This is a genomic window from Streptomyces sp. NPDC006012 (genome assembly GCF_042871185.1).
Taxonomy (GTDB): domain Bacteria; phylum Actinomycetota; class Actinomycetes; order Streptomycetales; family Streptomycetaceae; genus Streptomyces.
The window spans coordinates 1-15,707 of record NZ_JBIAIE010000040.1 but is presented as its reverse complement, the minus strand read 5'-3'; the positions used below and the strand labels follow the sequence as shown (position 1 = coordinate 15,707).

The following is a 15,707-nucleotide window of genomic DNA, read 5'->3' as shown; positions in this document are numbered from 1 at the left end:
GGATCGCCTTCCGGATCGGGGCCACGCCCTCCGGTGTGTCCATACCTGATCCTGGGCCCGTTCTACTTCAGTCCGCTGAGCATGACGCCGCGGATGTAGTGCTTCTGCAGCAGAAGGAAGAAGACCAGGACCGGAAGGACGCTCAGGACCAGTCCGGCCATGACGATGGGCAGCGTGCGGGTCGGGTCGACGTAGTCCTGCAAGAGCTGGATGCCGACCGGCAGGGTCATCACATCCGGGTCGGCGGTCGAGACGAGCAGCGCCCAGATGTACTCGTTCCAGGCGTCGACGAAGGTCAGCAGCCCGAGCGTCACCACCACCGGCCGGGTCTGCGGCACCACGATCCGCCACCACACGGCGAACTCGCCGGCCCCGTCGAGCCGCGCGGCCTCGATGACCTCGTCCGGGATCGACACCATGAACTGGCGCATCAGGAAAATCCCGAAGCCGTTGACGAGGAACGGCATGGCGAGTGCCGCGATGCTGACGGTCAGGCCCGCCCCGCCGCGCCCGAACAGGTCGTTGCCGCCCGCCAGCGGCCAGTGCACCAGGATCAGGAAGTGCGGGACGAAGAACAGGAACGGCGGGAACATCATCGTCGACAGCACCAGACGGAAGATCAGGTCCCGGCCGGGGAAGCGGAGTTTGGCGAGCGCGTAGCCGGCGAGCGACGACGTGAGCAGCACCGATCCGGTGACCACGGCAGTGGCGACGACGCTGTTGCGAAAGAGCACCGGCAGGTCGAGCTGGTCGATCGCCGCCCGGTAGTTGGACAGGTCGAACGCCTCGGGCAGGAACCGGTAGGGCAGCGTGCCGGCTTCCCCGGGCCCCTTGAAGGACGTCATCAGCATGTCGAGGAACGGCACCACCGTGAGGACGGCACCGGCCGCGACGACCAGGTACGACAGCCACGGGAAACGGCGGCGGTTCACGCGTCCTCCCCCTTGCGCCGGAAGAACCACAACTGCGCCAGGGTGACCACGAGGACCACCAGGAACAGCACGAAGGCGGCGGCGCTAGCGGTGCCCCAGTCGCCGTACGAGAAGGCCTGCCGGTACATCTCCAGCGCCGCCACGTTCGTCGCGTCACCCGGTCCGCCCTTGGTCATCACGATGATCAGCGCGAAGGACTGCAGACCGGTGAGGAACTGGGTGACGCACACGAACAGCAGGGACGGCCGCAGCAGCGGCAGCGTGATCTTCCAGAAGACGGTGACGGGCCCGGCGCCGTCGAGCGCGGCGGCCTCGTAGTACGACTCGGGAATGGACTTCAGCCCGGCGGTCAGGACGAGGATCGCCGAGCCGACCGAGGCCCAGGCCTGGACGACCACCACTGAGGGCAGTGCGGTGTCCGGGTCCTGAAGGAACGCCACCGAGCCGAGTCCGAGGGCGTTGAGCACGCCGTTGACCAGGCCGCCGGGCTCGTACATGTACTTCCACACGTTGCCGACGGCGACGACGGTCGTCACGATCGGCAGGAAGTAGAGGGTGCGCCATAGCCCCTGGAACCGCAGTCTGTCGATGCAGACGGCGACGAGCACGGAGCCGGCGAGGGTGAGGGCCACGGTGCCCAGGGCGAACAGCAGCGTGTTGGTGAGGATGGGCGTCAGGAACGTCGATCCGTCCGCGAAGAGACCCGCGAAGTTGTCCAGACCGGCCGGATCGATGTCGCCGAGGTCGAAACCCGTCCAGTGGGACAGGGACAGCAGCAGCGCGAAGCCGAGCGGCAGGAACAGGAAGACCGCGAAGAACAGCAGGGTCGGCGCCAGGAAAAGATAGGCGACGACGGCCTGGCGGCGGCGCCGGGCCGGGCCGCGGTCGTCGTCGGCGGCGGCACCGGTGGAGTGCGGGCCGTGCTCCCGCTCGGTCGTCACCGACGTCAGCGTGTTCACCATGCGCGGGACATCTCCTGATCGACCTGGCGGCGGGTGGTGCGCAGGGCCTCGTCTACCGACTGCTGACCGGTCCACAACGCCTCGATGTTCTTGCGCAGCAGCGACTTGGCCTGTTGCGCACCCGGCCCGTTCGGCTCCGGCACCGCGTACTGCAGGGCGTCCAGGAACGGGCGCAGATTGGGGTCGCCGCTCTTGCTCAGGAGCGTGCGCATGTCGTCGGCACGGCCGGTCATGGAACCGGCCGACACCTGGAGCGAACCCATCCGGGTCGCCGCCGCGCCCTTCCCGGCGCTCCGCACCTCCACCTTCTCGGTGTTGAGCCAGCGCAGGAACTCCCAGGCCTCGACCGGGTGTTCGCTGGCCGTGTTGACCCCCAGCATGAAGCCGGTGGCGAGTGTGGCCCGCGGGTCGGCCAGGTCGGGGAGGGGCAGCGCTGCGACGCCGACGTCCCGGTATTCCTTGCCCATCAGGGCCTTCAGGCTGCCCGTCCACCAGCCTGCGCTGACCACCATGGCCACCTGCCCGGACGGGAACGCCTTGTAGACGTTGACGCCGGGGGCGCTCGCGCCGTTGACGACGAGCCGGTGCCACAGGCCGAACACGGCCCGGCCGGCCGCCGAGTCGATGGCGGTGCTCCTGCCGTCCGCGGAGACGAACGTCCCGCCGGCTGCGCCCAGCAGCGCCAGGGTCTGGCCGACGGTGGTGGAGTCGTCGATGGCCGACAGCCCGAAGCCCTGGACCAGCGTGTTGCCGTACCGGTCCCGTTCGGTGGTGCGGTAGGCCGTCTCCTCCAGCTCCCGCCAGGTGCGCGGAGGCCCGTCGACGCCGGCCGCACGCAGCAGCCGTTTGTTGTAGTACAGGGCGTACGTCTGCACCTCTGTGGGGTAGCCGTAGACCGTGCCGCGCACCGACGAGGAGCGGGCCGCGGCCCCGCCGTAGCGGCGCGTGATCTCCTCGGCGTGCTCGGCCGGAGCGGGCCGCAGGACACCGGCCCGGACGAGCTGGCCGTTCCACAGGCAGTACGGGTGGAGGATGTCGGTGCCCTGGCCCGCAGCCTGCCGGACCATGAACGTGGTCAGCAGGTCGGTGAACTCGACGGCCTTCGTGGCCACCTTGACCCGGTCGTGGGTGGCGTTCCACTCGTCGACCGGGCCCTGCAGCGCCGCCTTGAGCGTTCCGCTCGCATAGTGGGACAGCAGGGTGAGGACGATCGGGTCACCGGGCCGCCCGGTGCCCCGGTGGGGAGCGGCGCATCCGGATGCGAGCAGCGCCGAGGGCAGCGCGAGCGCGAAGTGACGGCGGCTCAGGCCGCCGGTGTGGCGGGACGACGTCATCGGGCGGTCTCCCGGCGCAGCACCCGGAACACCCGGGTCGTGGTGAAACCGGCCGCGCGGTACAGCCGGCCCGCCGGGGACCGCTCACCGGTCCACAGGAACCACGCGGAGTGCGCCCCGTGCGCCCGCATCCGCTCCAGCACCAGGTGGAGCAGGACCTTGCCGAGCCCGGTGCCGCGCATCTCGGCCAGCACGCCGAACGGGCCGAACCGCTCGTCCGCGGACCCGTAAGCGCCGTGCATCGCCCAGCCGGCCAGGCGGCCCGCGGGGTCCCGAGCGACGACGATCCGGTCGAGCGGTGTGCCCGCGGCCAGGCACTCCCGGATCGCGCGCGCCCAGTCCGCGCTGAAGTGCTGCCCGGCGAGCGCCAGCAGTTCCACCAGGTCGTCGTCGGACGGGGTGGCGAACCGGTGGCCCTGCGCCGTCAGTTCGCCGAGGCGGCGTGTGACGTCGTCGGGGAGGCGGTAGCCGACCAGGCACCGGTCCATCGCCGCCGCCTCGTACAGCGTGCGAAAGCCCAGGGACTCCAGGAGCCCGGCCGCCTCCGGGTACGCCTCGGCGTCCAGGCCGGGCAGGACGTAGTTCGGGGTGTACGAGGAGAAATCGACCCGGGTACGGCCGTGGCCGTGCAGCCAGTGGAGGGCGTCGGTCAGCAGCGCGCGGCCGAGGCCACGCCCGCGGGCGGCCGGGTCGACGAAGAAGAACGGGATCCATCCCTGCTCCGGCTCCAGGTCGGTGCCGGTCATCGGCGTCAGCCGGCGCACCGCGTAGGCGGCGCCGACGACACGGTCGCCGTCGGCCGCGACTCGCAGCCCCTCCGGATCGAAGTTGGCGTCGAGCAGCACCGTCGAGCGGAAGCGGTCGGGGGTGACCGGGTCGGCGGGCGCGGCGCGGCGCCACGCCGCCACCAACTGCGGGCCGTCGCCCGCACGGAAGCCACGAATCCCGGCCCGGGTCTTTGTCGTGCGATCGGTCATCGACGGGTCTGTCCTTCCCTGCGCGGGTCGTGGAGTGCGCCGGACACCGCGGGCAGGCGCTGCCGAGGGCCGGCGCCGGTGTCCGGGCAGCCCGGTCGTGGTCGCGGGCGGCGGTGGGGCGGGAGGTCTCAGGGGCGAAGCGGCAGCAGGCGGGCGCCGGGGCGGACGGTGGCCGTGGCGGGCGCCGGGATGTCCGGCGCCGGCGCGACCCCCGGGCCTGCCGGTAGTCTCCGCGTCCGGGGCGGGCCACCGCCGACGGCCTCGGTCACCGTCAGGTCAGTGCCGCGACACCCCTTTTGGAATACGGCCCAGGCAGTGAGCCTCGGTTCAGTTCGCCGCTGGTCAGACCGCACCGTACGGGTATCGGCGGGCGCCGGGGGATGCGGCGTCCGGTCCCGTCGCCGGTCCGGCCGGTTCCGTGTGCCCCGGTCTCGGGGCCGAGCAGCCTACCGGTCGTCACCGCGACGCGGGTGTCCGTGCTCATCCCTTGCCCCCGTCTCCCGGTGACATCTCGACGCAGTAGGGGCAAATTTAGTTGTATGTCCGGTAATTACGCAATGATCTGCCGGTGTCAGATGCCTGGGAACACAGGGAGGCGAGGCGGGCACCGCCCAACTGGAGACGCAGCTGTTCTCCACCGGGCCGGCGGGCAACACCTTCCCGCAGGTGGACCTGGCGACGGTCGCCACCGGCGGTACCCCGGTGGCGCGAACCGCCGTTCCGTCCCGCTTCGGGCCTCTCGACGACCTCACCCACGCCCGGACCGCCGACCGCAAGTCGATAGTCATGGTGTACACGGAGCAGGACAACCCTGAGAAGTACTTCATCAACGGCAAGTACTACGACCCGAACCGCATCGACTTCGTCTCCCGGCCCGACACCGTCGCGGAGTGGACCGTCACCAACGACACGGAGGAGTCCACTCCTTCCACGTCCACACCAACCAGTTCCAGGTGATGTCCCTGAACGGACAACCCGTGGATCCCGCCCACGCCTGGCACGAGATGGTCAACGTCCTGCGGGGACAGAGGCTCGTCCTGGCATCAGGTTCGGGGATTTCACCGGGCGGACCGTGCTGCACTGCCACCTCCTCAACCACGAGGACAGGGGGGATGATGTCGGTCCTGGACATCGTCGACGGCGGCACGGGTCCTGGAAAGGGCGACGAGAAGTGACCGCGGGTCCGGGCCGGGGCCGGCCGGCGCCGTCAGGGGCCGTGGGCCGGGTCCATGAACTCGTTCCGTCGACGGGCACCGGCCCGGGGGCCCTCGTCCGGAGGGGGAGCCGGGGACGCGCCGGGACGGGGACGACGTGGCCGCGGACGGACGGCGCCGTCCGGCCCGGCACCGCCTGTGCGCTGCCCGCCTGACCGCCGGCGCACCAGGGCGTTGCGGAACGCGGTTGCCACGAAGGCGCCGACCAGGGGCGCCAGCAGGTAGACCCAGAGGAAGTCCGGCCGTCCGGCGACGATGGCCGGTCCGAACTGGCGGGCGGGGTTGACCGAACCACCGGTCGTGGTCCCCAGCAGGGCGATCGCCGCGCCGATCAGGAGTCCGACGAGCCAGGGGACCAGCGGCACCAGTCCGGGCACCGCCAGGAACACCCCGACGAGCAGCACGATGATCCCCATCGAGGCGGCCTCGCCGGCGAACAGCGCCCCGGAGGACCAGCCGGGCCCGGGCTGCAACGCGGCGTCGCTGACCGGTGGTCTGCTCAGGGCCGGGCCCCACACGGCGCGGCCCGCCAGCGTGCCGAGCAGGGATCCGGCGAGCTGCGCCACGCCGTACGGGACGACCGCGGCGCCGGGAAAGAGGCCGAAGCGCCACATGGCCAACGAGATGGCCGGGTTGATGTGCCCCCCTGATGCCTTCCCGGCCGGGCTGAGGATCAGCACGGCGAGCAGTACCCCGACACCCGCCGCGATGACGAGCAGTTCCTGGTGGATCCGGGGGATCGCCGCCGACACGGGCGACGGGCCCGCGACCCAGCGCACGATCGTGGTCACGCCGAACAGGAGCACCGTCGCCAGCACGCACTCCAAGGCGCTGCCCCGGGCCACCGTTCGCCAGGCGAGCGCGGCGGCGGGGGCAGTGCCGGCCGGGGAACCGTTCGGTCCGGGTATCAGGCTCATGCGCGCGGGTTCTGGTGGCGGGTTCCGCCAGGGCGGATGCACGGGAGCCGGCCTCAGGGGCAGATGACGACGCGCCCGCGGATCCCGTTCTCCACCGCGAGATAGGCGTCCTGCCCGAGGTCCAGTCCGTAGCGGCCGGCGATGGGCGGCGGGCGGAACTGCCCGGAGTCGAAGAACGGGGCGAGCCGCTGGAGCCGTGCGCCCGACTCGACGACGTCGTAGCGCGCGCTGTTGCAGCCGAGGACCCGGCTCTCGTTGCGGTACAGGGCGACCAGGTCGGTCTCCACGGTCCGCGTGCTCACGGAGCTGATCACCACGAGCCGGCCGCGGGGGGCCAGGGAGGCCAGTGCGGCGGGTGTGGTGACACCGCCGACGGCGTCGTACACCACGTCCGCGCCCCTGCCGCCGGTGAGCTGCCTGATCCGGCCGGCGATGTCCTGCGCGGCGCCGTTCAGGGCGACGAACTCGTCGATGACCGATGCGGCCGGGCTTCCCTCGCCGGGACGGGCCCGGGCCAGACCGATCACGCGCGCGCCGAGGGCGTGGGCGATCTGGGCCACGGCGCGGCCGACGCCGCCGGAGACACCGAACACGGCGATGATCTCGCCCTTGGCCAGTTGGGCCGTCTCGACGGCACCGAGCCAGCCGGTGACGAAGCTGACGCCCACGGTCGCGGCCTCCTCGAAACTCAGCCGCTCGGGCTTGCGGGCCAGTGCCGCCGCCGGAACGGTGATCGTCTGCGCGTGCGAGCCGTCGCGGGTGAAGCCGACGTCGCCTCCGGTGCCCCAGACCTCGACGCCGGCCCAGTCGCGGGGTCCGTCTACGACGACGCCGGCGAAGTCGCGGCCGGGAATGCGGGGAAGCGTCGTCGCCTCGAACTGGCCGGCGATGTTCTTCAGGTCCGACGGGTTCACCGAGGCGGCCCGGACGGCCACCACGGCCTCGCCGTCCCCTGCCACGGGGTCGGGCAACTCGGCGAGCGACAGGACTCGGGGATCGCCGAAGCGGTCGAAACGCAGAGCACGCATGACGGGGCCTTTCTGAGGTGGGGCAGGCAATGTCGTCCGCCGTGTGGTGCCCCCCACCTCAGCAAGCATGACGCGCCCCTTTCATCGCGTCCAACGAAGGAATTCGATTAAAGCTATCTTGATTCAAGATAATGAGGGCGTAGGGCCGCGACGGCTTGAATTCCCGCGCTCCGGCCGGTCCGGGGGCGGAACCCGGGGTGCCTTCCGGCAACCTCAGGTTCCGCCCCCCGCCCGCGGAGGGGCCGTGCGCCGGTCACGGGAATCGGGCCTCAGACAAAGGCCGGGTCGTAGAGGCCGTATCGCCGTCTCTCCGGGTCGAAGGCGAACCCGAAGTAGTTCTTGTAGAAGGTGAAGTGCCTGCTGAAGCCGCTGTTGATGTGCATCAGGGGACGGGGACCGGTATCGGGTTCGGCATAGGTGCCGACCAGCCCGCCGAAGGTCTTCCGCCGGGAGGCGACCGCGAGGGCGTGGCTGTAGGAGGACAGGAGGTACTTGCGGAAGAACCGCTTCAACTCACCGAAGGTCACGTCGACCTCCCGATGGTCGGGAAAAGTGGTGCCCAGACCCTTTTCGAGCACGTAGATCTGGCCCTGAGTGAGATTGCGGAACGCCAGGACCTTGTCGTCCGGAAGGCCGGCGGACCGGTACTCGGGGTGGAACTCCAGCTTGGTCAGGATCTGGTGGACGGTCTCGTCGAACGCGCACCCCCAGGTCCAGTTGATGCCGTCGGGGTGATAGGCCGCCTGGAAGGCGGCGAGTTCCGCGGGCTCCATGTTCGCCGCGTGGAAGTCCTTCGCCCGGGGATCCTTGTCGTCGGGGTCACGGGCCATGCTGCCCATCTGGACCAGGACGGGCCGGCCCCCGGGGACCGTGGACGGTCTCTCTGCGATGCCGTCGTCGTAGCTGTTGACCAGGACCGGGCCGCCGTAGAAGCCGTGGGAGACGAAGCTGAGTTCCATCAGCGTGCCGGGTGCGCGCACACCGATGGTCCGTACCGCCGCGTAGACGTCCGTGACCGACATGACGCCGTCCTGGCCGTCCTTGAAGGCGTGGCCGTCGTACCGGGCCCGGGTGACCGGCAGGAAGGAGCGGACCGCGGCGACCGACTCGGTCCGTGTGCCTCCCGGGTAGGTGAAGGTCCGGGCGACGACCTCCCCGCTTCCGACGTCGAAGATCTGGAAGACCAGGTCCTCACCGGCCTTGTCGGCCGCGACCAGCCGTCTGATCCGGTTCTCGTAGTAGGCCCGGAACGGAAGGTTCTTGGGTGGCATTTCATACCCCGCGACCAGGACGAAGTGTTTCATCCGCTCAGTCCTCGACCCACTCGCCCTGGGCGTTCTTCACCCAGCGGGGCAACCGGTCGTCCGCGCGGAGCCGCACGAGGCTGGTGGGGATGCGCACGGTCCAGTGCTCGCCCTGGGGGAGCTCGTCACCGGGCCGGTCGAGCCGTTCGGCGATCTCGTCGGCGATCGGCAGGTACAGGGGGCTCGACACGGTCGGCAGGGGGCCGCCGCCCCACAGTTCGCCGAAGTTCATGAAGTGGTCGATGGTGCCTTCGAAGCCGAGGCGGGCGGGGACCGTGACCCGGCAGTACCCGGCCTTGAGGAACTGGTTGTACAGCGGGTCGGGGTCGTCGTAGGCGAGACGCTCGTCCCACTGGCTCTTGCGGCCCCAGAAGTACGGGTACGTCACCCACGTCATGTGCTCCCACTCGAAGACCTGCTCGAAGAAGCGGACATAGGCACCCTCCGCCGCGGCCTCGTCGACGTCGATCTGCGGGATGTCGTCGGCCCCGATGTCCAGCGCGTCGAAGAGATCGAAGTGCTGCGCCGTCAGGATGCTCACGCAGTTCTTGCGCAGTTCGTGGGCGATCAGCTCCTGGTTGGCCTGCGGGTTGCGGCCCTCGATGGCGACACCGGCCTCCAGCGTCAGGGCGGCGAGCTTCTCCTCGTACTCCGCGAGGCGGGCGCGGTAGGCGGTGGTCAGCTTGGCATGGGTCTCCGCCCGCCACTTCTCCATCGCCCGCTCGGTACGCCTGCACTTGACCTCGACAGCCACCGCCACCTGGGAGAGCCGGAAGGTGTCGACGGCGACCGGAAGGGAGCCCTGCTCCTCGTCCAGCATGGTGATCCACACCCAGCTGTCCCCCGGACCGAACCGGTGCGTCCTGCGGCCCACCGCGACGTCCAGGGAGTGCTGGCTCTCCCAGATGTTGCACAGGTAGGCCACGGATCCCTGGAACGCCTGATAACCCTCGTCGATCGTGATCTGGCCGGAGTGGTTGTAGTTGGTCTTGCTGTCCCCGCCGCCCGCCTTGAAGTCGAAGGACTTGGTCACGTACATCTCCGGCGGCGGGGCGACGTCCGTCGCCTGGTACGCCTGCACCCAGTAGTGGCAGTTGGTCTCGTCGACCTGGTTCGCCTGGAGGGTGAAGGACGGCGGCTTGTCCAACTGGACGGCCCCCGCATGGGCGGACTGGAGGGTGTGGATGAGGAACGCGGCGGGTTCCGGGATCATGAAGTCGAACATGGTCCGTAGCCCGTAGTTGAACATCTGCGCCTGGTACACCTTGTTCACCCACTGGTAGACCCCGGAGATGTGTTCGATGCCGGGGTTGTTGTCCAGGGTGTGGGTGTTCTTCTCGGTGACCTCGGTGGTGACCCGCAACGAGGTGCGCTCCAGCACCCGTTCGGCGATCTTGTTGGCGCTGCGCTGGGTGACGTCCTGGGAGAAGTCGGAGGCCGACTTGGTCGCCTCCTCCTTCGACCGGGAGACGGAGCCTTCGGCGGAGGCCGAGAACTCCACCGTCGGGCCGTACTTTCCGGAGACCGTCAATCCGGCTTTCAGCGCCGCATCCTCCTTGATGACGGCACTGGACTCCCGGCTCATCTCGAAGCGGTCGGTCGACTCCAGCTCGCGCTCCTCGGTGGTGGTCGTCTCCGTCTCCCGCACGGTGATCTGCTCGGTCTCCTCCCGCCGGGTGTGCTCGCGCAGTTTGGTCTCGCCCTTGAGCACGTTCTCGATGTGGGCGATGTCGGCACCCTCGTAGCCGATCAACTGCTGCCGGACCACGAGGAGATCGGCGACACCGGACGGCTTCACACTGCCCTTGGTGGCCGGAACGCGCTCTCCCTCCAGCGGGATCTGCTCGATCGGGTCCAGATCTCCTACGGTGATCGCGTTCCACACCGACGGCAGCGGTGTGGAGGTGGTGACCAACGTGCCGCCGATGCGCCGTACGCTGCGCCGGGCCGGCTTCCCGAACAGCTTCTCCAGCTCGGCGGCCGTCTGGTCGACCTCGCTCTGGAGCAGGGCGACGATCCGGTCCAGCGGCTGGGCGGTCACGTCGATGCCGCGTGCCGTCAGCAGGGTCCGGGTGGTATCCGACAACTGCTGCGCCGCGTTCGGCCCGAGCCGGAAGCTCAGCTCCTTCAGGACCGCCGGGATGAACCCGGGGCTGCCGGCGAGCAGGTCCGGCTTGGCGCCGAAGACCTCTCCGGCGAGCTGCGCGGCTCCGGCCACGACCGTGGGCTGCGCGGGGTCCGGCGGGGGCTCCTCGGCCGCGGTACCGGCGCTGGTGCCGCCGGAATCGCCGACAGTGGCGCCGCCTGTTCCCGTGCCCGCGCCCAGGGCCCGCAGGTTGGCCTCCGCGAGACGGCTGTGGAAGCTGATCTGGCGGGCCAGTTCGGCGGGCGGGGTGTAGTCGGCGGGCGGCAGCACCTCCGCCGACTCGCTCTGCGCGGAGATACTGAAGTGCTCGCCGCCCAGACCGGTGAGTTCGCCGATCGCCGTACGCAACTGCCGGTAGACATCGAACAGTTGCTCCGCGCGCCGACGCCGCACCCCGGCCGCCTCGGCCTCCTTCTCCCGCTGCTTGCGCTCGGCCTGGAGGGTGGACAGTACGGGTTCGAGGCCCGTCGCACCCGGCAGCCGCAGCGGACGCCTGCGTGCGCGCCGCAATTCCTGCGGGTTGGCCGGGAACGCGGTGCGTGCCACGAGCCGCGAGACGATCTCCAGGTGGCGCAGCTGACGGACGAGTTCTTCCAGCGGTCTGGTGTGCTCGGCGGGCAGATACTTGATGGCCAGCACACTGTCCCGGAGCCGGGCCACGGCATCCTTGTACGGCGCGCTCTGCACGACGTCCGCCGGGGCCGCGCCGAACGCGTCCCGGACGGCGGCGATCACCGTGTCCCGCAGCGAGGGCGGAACCGGCGCGTCCGGGCCCGGACGCGCCTCGACCGCTGCCGCTGCCGCTGCCGCTGCCGCCCTCGCTGAGGCCAGGGCGGGCAGCCGGTCGAGCGCTGCCGCGAACCTGGCCGTCTCCCTGGCGAGGGGGGCCTGTTCGGGCTTGCCGACGAACAGCGGGCCGACGACGTATTCGCCGACCACCCGGCGTAGCTCGGGGCGGGGATCCGGCGTGCTCGACGCGACGGACAGCGCCTGCTGGAAGTCGGTCTGCTGGGACAGTTCGACGCTCGGGTTCTCGGGGTCCTGCGCAACGGCGGGGCGTAACAGGGCCAGACGGAAGAGAGGTTCCACGGCGACTCCTGCGAGGGGTGGCTAGGCGCGGTTGGCTGCCCGATCCGGCGCCTCCTGGCGTACTCACTATGCGGTGGGCCGACGGGCCCAGGGCTGAAGTTCACTCTCGTGAGTGTTCCTCGGTGCCGAAGAACCGTTCTGGCTTGACAGGGGCATCTCAGTCGCATGGGAGGTCACAGGTCCTGTCCGGTACGCGCCGGCCGGTCCCGCACTCCGAAGGCCGAAATGTTGTCCGGGACGGCTGATCCGGCGATACAGTCCGGCCAGGGCCGGGATCGGGGACCAGGAGGGGCCGACGTGCTGGAGGTCGTGGCGCTCAGCGCGCTCACCGCGTTTCTCACCTCAGTGGGCAACGGCGCCGCGGGGGAGATGGGCAGACAACTCCTCCTGTCGACAGGAGGGTTGCTGAGAAGGACGACCGGACAGCAGACACCGCTGCCGGTCGATCCGGAGGAGCAGGCGGCACTGGCCGGCCTGGTGCACGCGCGGCTGGGTGACGACGCCCGGCTGGCCGCGGAATGGGCACTCCTCCTGCGGATGCACACACAGCAGGCGGCGACCTTCACCCGTACCGCCGGACTGCCGCCCGCCCCACACCACTTCACCAACCGTCAGAAAGTCCTCAAGCAACTGGCACGGGAAGCGACCCGGCCCGCCGCGGGCCGCCCCCGCGTCGCACTGCTCCACGGACCGCCCGGCATCGGCACGACCGCTGTCGCCCTGCACCTGGGCGCCGCGCACCACGCCCGGTTCCCCGACGGACAGTTCTATGTCGACCTGCGTGATACCGCGTCGGACAGCGGACTGGAACCGGCCGCGGTCCTGGCCCGGCTGCTGCAGCAGATGGGCGTCCAACCCAAGGACATTCCTGCCACCGGAGCGGACCGGGAACGGCTCTACCGGCAACTCACCGCGGGCCGCCGGGCATTGGTGGTCACCGACCACGCGACCTCACTCGCCCAGGTCCGTGGCCTGACGCCCGCCACACCCGAGGTGCTCCTGCTCGTGGTCGTCTCCGGACGGCCCTTCGCCCTGGAGGCGGAACGAGTCGAAGTCCAGCCGCTGAGTGACCGTTACGCAGTGCGGATGATGCGGAACCTGGCAGGACGGGAGAAGATCGCCCGGGCCAAGGCCCGGATGCCGTACCTGCTCGACCAGTGCGCGGGCAACGCGTTCGCCGTGAAGACCGCGGCGATGCACTTGGCGGCCGAAACCGATCACCCCACCACCCCGCGGCCGACCGTGGGACCCGACCTACACGATCCGGTGCACGAGGCGGTGCACCGGGCCGTCGGCCGGCTGCCGTCGTCGACCGCGCGCATGTGCCGGCTCGCGGCGCAGGGCGGATGGCCGAGCCTCGACCGCTGCCTGGCCGCGGCCGCCGCGGACAGCCGGCCGGAGCACGCCACCCGGATGCTCGCCGAAGCGGCGGACGCCCAACTGCTGGAGCCCCTGGCCGACGAAAGGTACCGATTCCGTCCCGAGGTGCGCCGGTACCTGTTGGCCACCGCGGGATCGGAGCACGGCATCGCCGAGTGCTCCGCCGCCGTGACCCGCATGCTGGACGCCGTACTGACCCGGGCCCTGCACGCCGCGCACGCCGCCCTCCCGCAGAGCTGGCGAACCGAGCCGCAACCGCAGAACGGGACCGTCTGCCAGGACGAGGCGGAAGGACTGGCCGTCCTTGCGGCCGAAGTGGGCAACGTGGTCGGGGCGGTGTCACTGGCCGAGGAACACCAGCACATCACCACGGCCCTCCGCCTGGCCCGCACGCTGTGGCCGCTGCAACTGAAGGCCGGTCACAAGGACGAGGTGCTGCCCGCACTGCGCGTGGCGGCCCGCTGCGCCGACACGCACCAGCCTCGTACTCGCATGGCCGGGGCGCTCCACTTCCAACTGGCTTTCTGCCTCGACCAACTGGGCCGCGAGGAGGAAGCGAACCGCGAGGCGGGCGCCGCCGCGGCCTGCGAGCAGGCGGCAGGGCACCTGCGGGGAGAGGCGTCGGCCGTCGAACTGCAAGGTCTGCTCGGTCTGTACCGGTTTCGGTTTTCGGAGGCGTACGAGCGTTTCGCGGCGGCCAAAAGCCTCTATCAGCAGATCACTTCCGGCCAGGAAGGCGCCGCCGACCTGCCCCGCGCACTCGCGCTGATCGAGCGCCACCAAGGGCGTGCGCTGCGCGGCATGGGGCGCCTTGAGGAGTCCCGGCGTCTCCTGCGCTCGGCCGCCGACTTCTTCGAGGGACAGGGGGAGGCGTACGACACGGCACGGGTACTCACGGACCTTGCCGAAACCCTGCACGACGCGGGCGAGAACAGGGAGGCGCTGACGATGATCGCCCGGGCGGAACGCCTGCTCACCCCGGCCGCGGTCCCGCACCTTCAGTACCTCACCGGTCTGCGGCTGCGCTGCGAGGCCGCGGGGTGAAGGGTTCCACGGCCACCGGATGCACCTGTCCGGCAGTGTGCACCCGGAGTGTGCAGCCGTCGCGCGGAACACGGTTGCCTGCCGACAGCCACGCGTGGAGCGACGAGGCGCAGGCCGCCGGATCGGCGTCGGCTTCCGGGCCGGCGGACAGCCGGAACACATCGCCGTCCCGTGCCCGTACGAAGCATTCGTCCGGGCCGCACACGAACGCCGCCATGGCGCACTGCGGGTACCGGCGCAGCACTTCCGCCGTCCACAGCTGCCAGCCACCGAGGCGGGGATCGTCCGGGTGTCCGTCGCGCACGATCACATCGGCCACCTCCAGACCGCCGGGATCCCGGGTGTCCTCGTGCACGGCGACATGCAGGTCGCCCCGCGCGTGGTACGGGGCCACCGCGGACCGCTCGATCCGCACCGCGGGCCCGTCGACGTGCGTCCGGACCCGCAGCGGGGCCGTTCGGCGCGGAGGATCGTACGCGGGCAACGGCAGCGGTTCCAACAGCGCCGGAGTCGACGGTTCGGGCAGGTCCAGCAGCCGGTAGAAGTGCCGCCGCAGCAGTGTCGCCGAAGCGCCTGGAGCCGACGTGACGAACTCCGCCGTGCCGGCCGCCGGGGGCCCCTCGGCCTCCAGCCTCTCCACCTGGGCACGCAAAGGGCCGTGCGGATCCAGCCGCGGGGCCTGCCGGACGAACGCCGCAAGGGGTGCCTCGGGGTCCAGCCGGTCCCGGCCGTCGGCCGCCAGCAGCACGGGTACGCCCAGAGCCGCCGCGTAGTAGGGGACCGAACCGAAATCGCCGATGAGGGCATCCGCCGCGAGAACGGCCTGCCGCCAGGCGTGCACGGGATCGACCAGGGCCAGCCCGTTGCGGCAGGCTTCATCCAGCCAGGCGCGGATCTGCCCCGGCCCGTGCCCGTACCAGATGTTCGGGTGCAGCACCGCGGCCAGCCGATAGTCGTCGGCCGGCAACTCGGCCGCGAGCCGCGGAAGCAAGCCGGGCAGGACGTCCTGACCGCCGTCGCCGAAGAAGCCTTCCGGGTTCCAGGTCGAACTCAGGACAACGAGCCGCTGGCCGCGCCGTACACCCAACGCCCGCCTGAAGCGGGCCCGGTGGCGACGGGCGGCGAGCATCCGGTCGAAGCAGGGATCCCCGGCCACCACGGACGCCTCGACGGCCTCGGGGCAGACACGGCGCAGCCGTTCCAGTTGCTCCGGGTGGGACAGGACGAGGCCGTCCACAAAGGGCTTGCCGTCGGCCAGGAGCCACTCCGACGACAGACCGAAGGTCGGCTCCCGGCTCCCGGCTCCCGGCTCCCGGCTCCCGGCTCCCGGCTCCCGGCTCCCGGCTCCCGGCTCCCGGCTCCCGGCTCCCGGCTCCCGGC

The 15,707-nt window shown here is 70.9% G+C and carries 11 protein-coding genes; 2 read left to right on the top strand and 9 right to left on the bottom strand.

Annotation, left to right across the window (positions count from 1 at the left end):
- Positions 1-62: 62 nt before the first annotated feature.
- Genes ACFYPJ_RS36990 through ACFYPJ_RS36975 form a run of 4 tightly spaced genes read right to left on the bottom strand, consistent with a single transcriptional unit; the run spans position 63 to position 4,205 of the window.
- Complete coding sequence (locus ACFYPJ_RS36990) at positions 63-932, bottom strand: carbohydrate ABC transporter permease (protein WP_389026180.1); 870 nt, start codon at positions 930-932, stop codon at positions 63-65.
- The gene (locus ACFYPJ_RS36985) at positions 929-1,894 is read right to left on the bottom strand and encodes a carbohydrate ABC transporter permease (protein WP_389026178.1); all 966 of its coding nucleotides are present in this window, start codon (positions 1,892-1,894) and stop codon (positions 929-931) included. The genes ACFYPJ_RS36990 and ACFYPJ_RS36985 overlap by 4 nt, the downstream gene beginning before the upstream one ends.
- Positions 1,888-3,228 (bottom strand): ABC transporter substrate-binding protein, encoded by a 1,341-nt coding sequence (locus ACFYPJ_RS36980; RefSeq protein WP_389026176.1) that lies wholly within the window; start codon positions 3,226-3,228, stop codon positions 1,888-1,890. Before ACFYPJ_RS36980 ends, ACFYPJ_RS36985 begins: the two co-directional genes overlap by 7 nt.
- Positions 3,225-4,205 carry a GNAT family N-acetyltransferase gene (locus ACFYPJ_RS36975; protein ID WP_389026174.1) on the bottom strand — a complete coding sequence of 327 codons (981 nt, stop codon included), beginning with the start codon at positions 4,203-4,205 and terminating at the stop codon, positions 3,225-3,227. The genes ACFYPJ_RS36980 and ACFYPJ_RS36975 overlap by 4 nt, the downstream gene beginning before the upstream one ends.
- A 666-nt stretch (positions 4,206-4,871) precedes the next feature.
- Here ACFYPJ_RS36975 and ACFYPJ_RS36970 point away from each other — a divergent pair.
- Positions 4,872-5,162 carry a hypothetical protein gene (locus tag ACFYPJ_RS36970; protein ID WP_389026172.1) on the top strand — a complete coding sequence of 97 codons (291 nt, stop codon included), beginning with the start codon at positions 4,872-4,874 and terminating at the stop codon, positions 5,160-5,162.
- A 250-nt stretch (positions 5,163-5,412) separates the two neighbouring features.
- On the opposite strand, the gene ACFYPJ_RS36965 is transcribed toward ACFYPJ_RS36970, so the two are convergent.
- From ACFYPJ_RS36965 to ACFYPJ_RS36950, 4 genes are all read right to left on the bottom strand, one after another.
- Positions 5,413-6,336 (bottom strand): MIP/aquaporin family protein, encoded by a 924-nt coding sequence (locus ACFYPJ_RS36965; RefSeq protein WP_389026170.1) that lies wholly within the window; start codon positions 6,334-6,336, stop codon positions 5,413-5,415.
- A gap of 53 nt (positions 6,337-6,389) precedes the next feature.
- Positions 6,390-7,364, bottom strand: coding sequence for a zinc-binding alcohol dehydrogenase family protein (locus ACFYPJ_RS36960; RefSeq protein WP_389026168.1), 975 nt, complete (start codon positions 7,362-7,364; stop codon positions 6,390-6,392).
- Between the two features lie 269 nt (positions 7,365-7,633).
- Positions 7,634-8,668 (bottom strand): hypothetical protein, encoded by a 1,035-nt coding sequence (locus ACFYPJ_RS36955; RefSeq protein WP_389026166.1) that lies wholly within the window; start codon positions 8,666-8,668, stop codon positions 7,634-7,636.
- Between the two features lie 4 nt (positions 8,669-8,672).
- Positions 8,673-11,903 (bottom strand): hypothetical protein, encoded by a 3,231-nt coding sequence (locus ACFYPJ_RS36950; RefSeq protein ID WP_389026164.1) that lies wholly within the window; start codon positions 11,901-11,903, stop codon positions 8,673-8,675.
- Positions 11,904-12,200: 297 nt separating this feature from the next.
- Here ACFYPJ_RS36950 and ACFYPJ_RS36945 point away from each other — a divergent pair, with 297 nt between their 5' ends.
- Positions 12,201-14,327, top strand: coding sequence for an ATP-binding protein (locus ACFYPJ_RS36945; RefSeq protein WP_389026162.1), 2,127 nt, complete (start codon positions 12,201-12,203; stop codon positions 14,325-14,327).
- On the opposite strand, the gene ACFYPJ_RS36940 is transcribed toward ACFYPJ_RS36945, so the two are convergent.
- A partial coding sequence (locus tag ACFYPJ_RS36940) for a hypothetical protein (RefSeq protein WP_389026160.1) occupies positions 14,290-15,707 on the bottom strand: 1,418 nt, incomplete at its 5' end. The genes ACFYPJ_RS36945 and ACFYPJ_RS36940 overlap by 38 nt on opposite strands.

Excerpts from the sequence above, each read along its gene's own strand:
- ACFYPJ_RS36975 (WP_389026174.1), bottom strand. The coding sequence starts at position 4,205 with ATGACCGATCGCACGACAAAGACCCGGGCCGGGATTCGTGGCTTCCGT.
- ACFYPJ_RS36985 (WP_389026178.1), bottom strand. The coding sequence starts at position 1,894 with ATGGTGAACACGCTGACGTCGGTGACGACCGAGCGGGAGCACGGCCCG.
- ACFYPJ_RS36960 (WP_389026168.1), bottom strand. The coding sequence starts at position 7,364 with ATGCGTGCTCTGCGTTTCGACCGCTTCGGCGATCCCCGAGTCCTGTCG.
- ACFYPJ_RS36965 (WP_389026170.1), bottom strand. The coding sequence starts at position 6,336 with ATGAGCCTGATACCCGGACCGAACGGTTCCCCGGCCGGCACTGCCCCC.
- ACFYPJ_RS36980 (WP_389026176.1), bottom strand. The coding sequence starts at position 3,228 with ATGACGTCGTCCCGCCACACCGGCGGCCTGAGCCGCCGTCACTTCGCG.
- ACFYPJ_RS36955 (WP_389026166.1), bottom strand. The coding sequence starts at position 8,668 with ATGAAACACTTCGTCCTGGTCGCGGGGTATGAAATGCCACCCAAGAAC.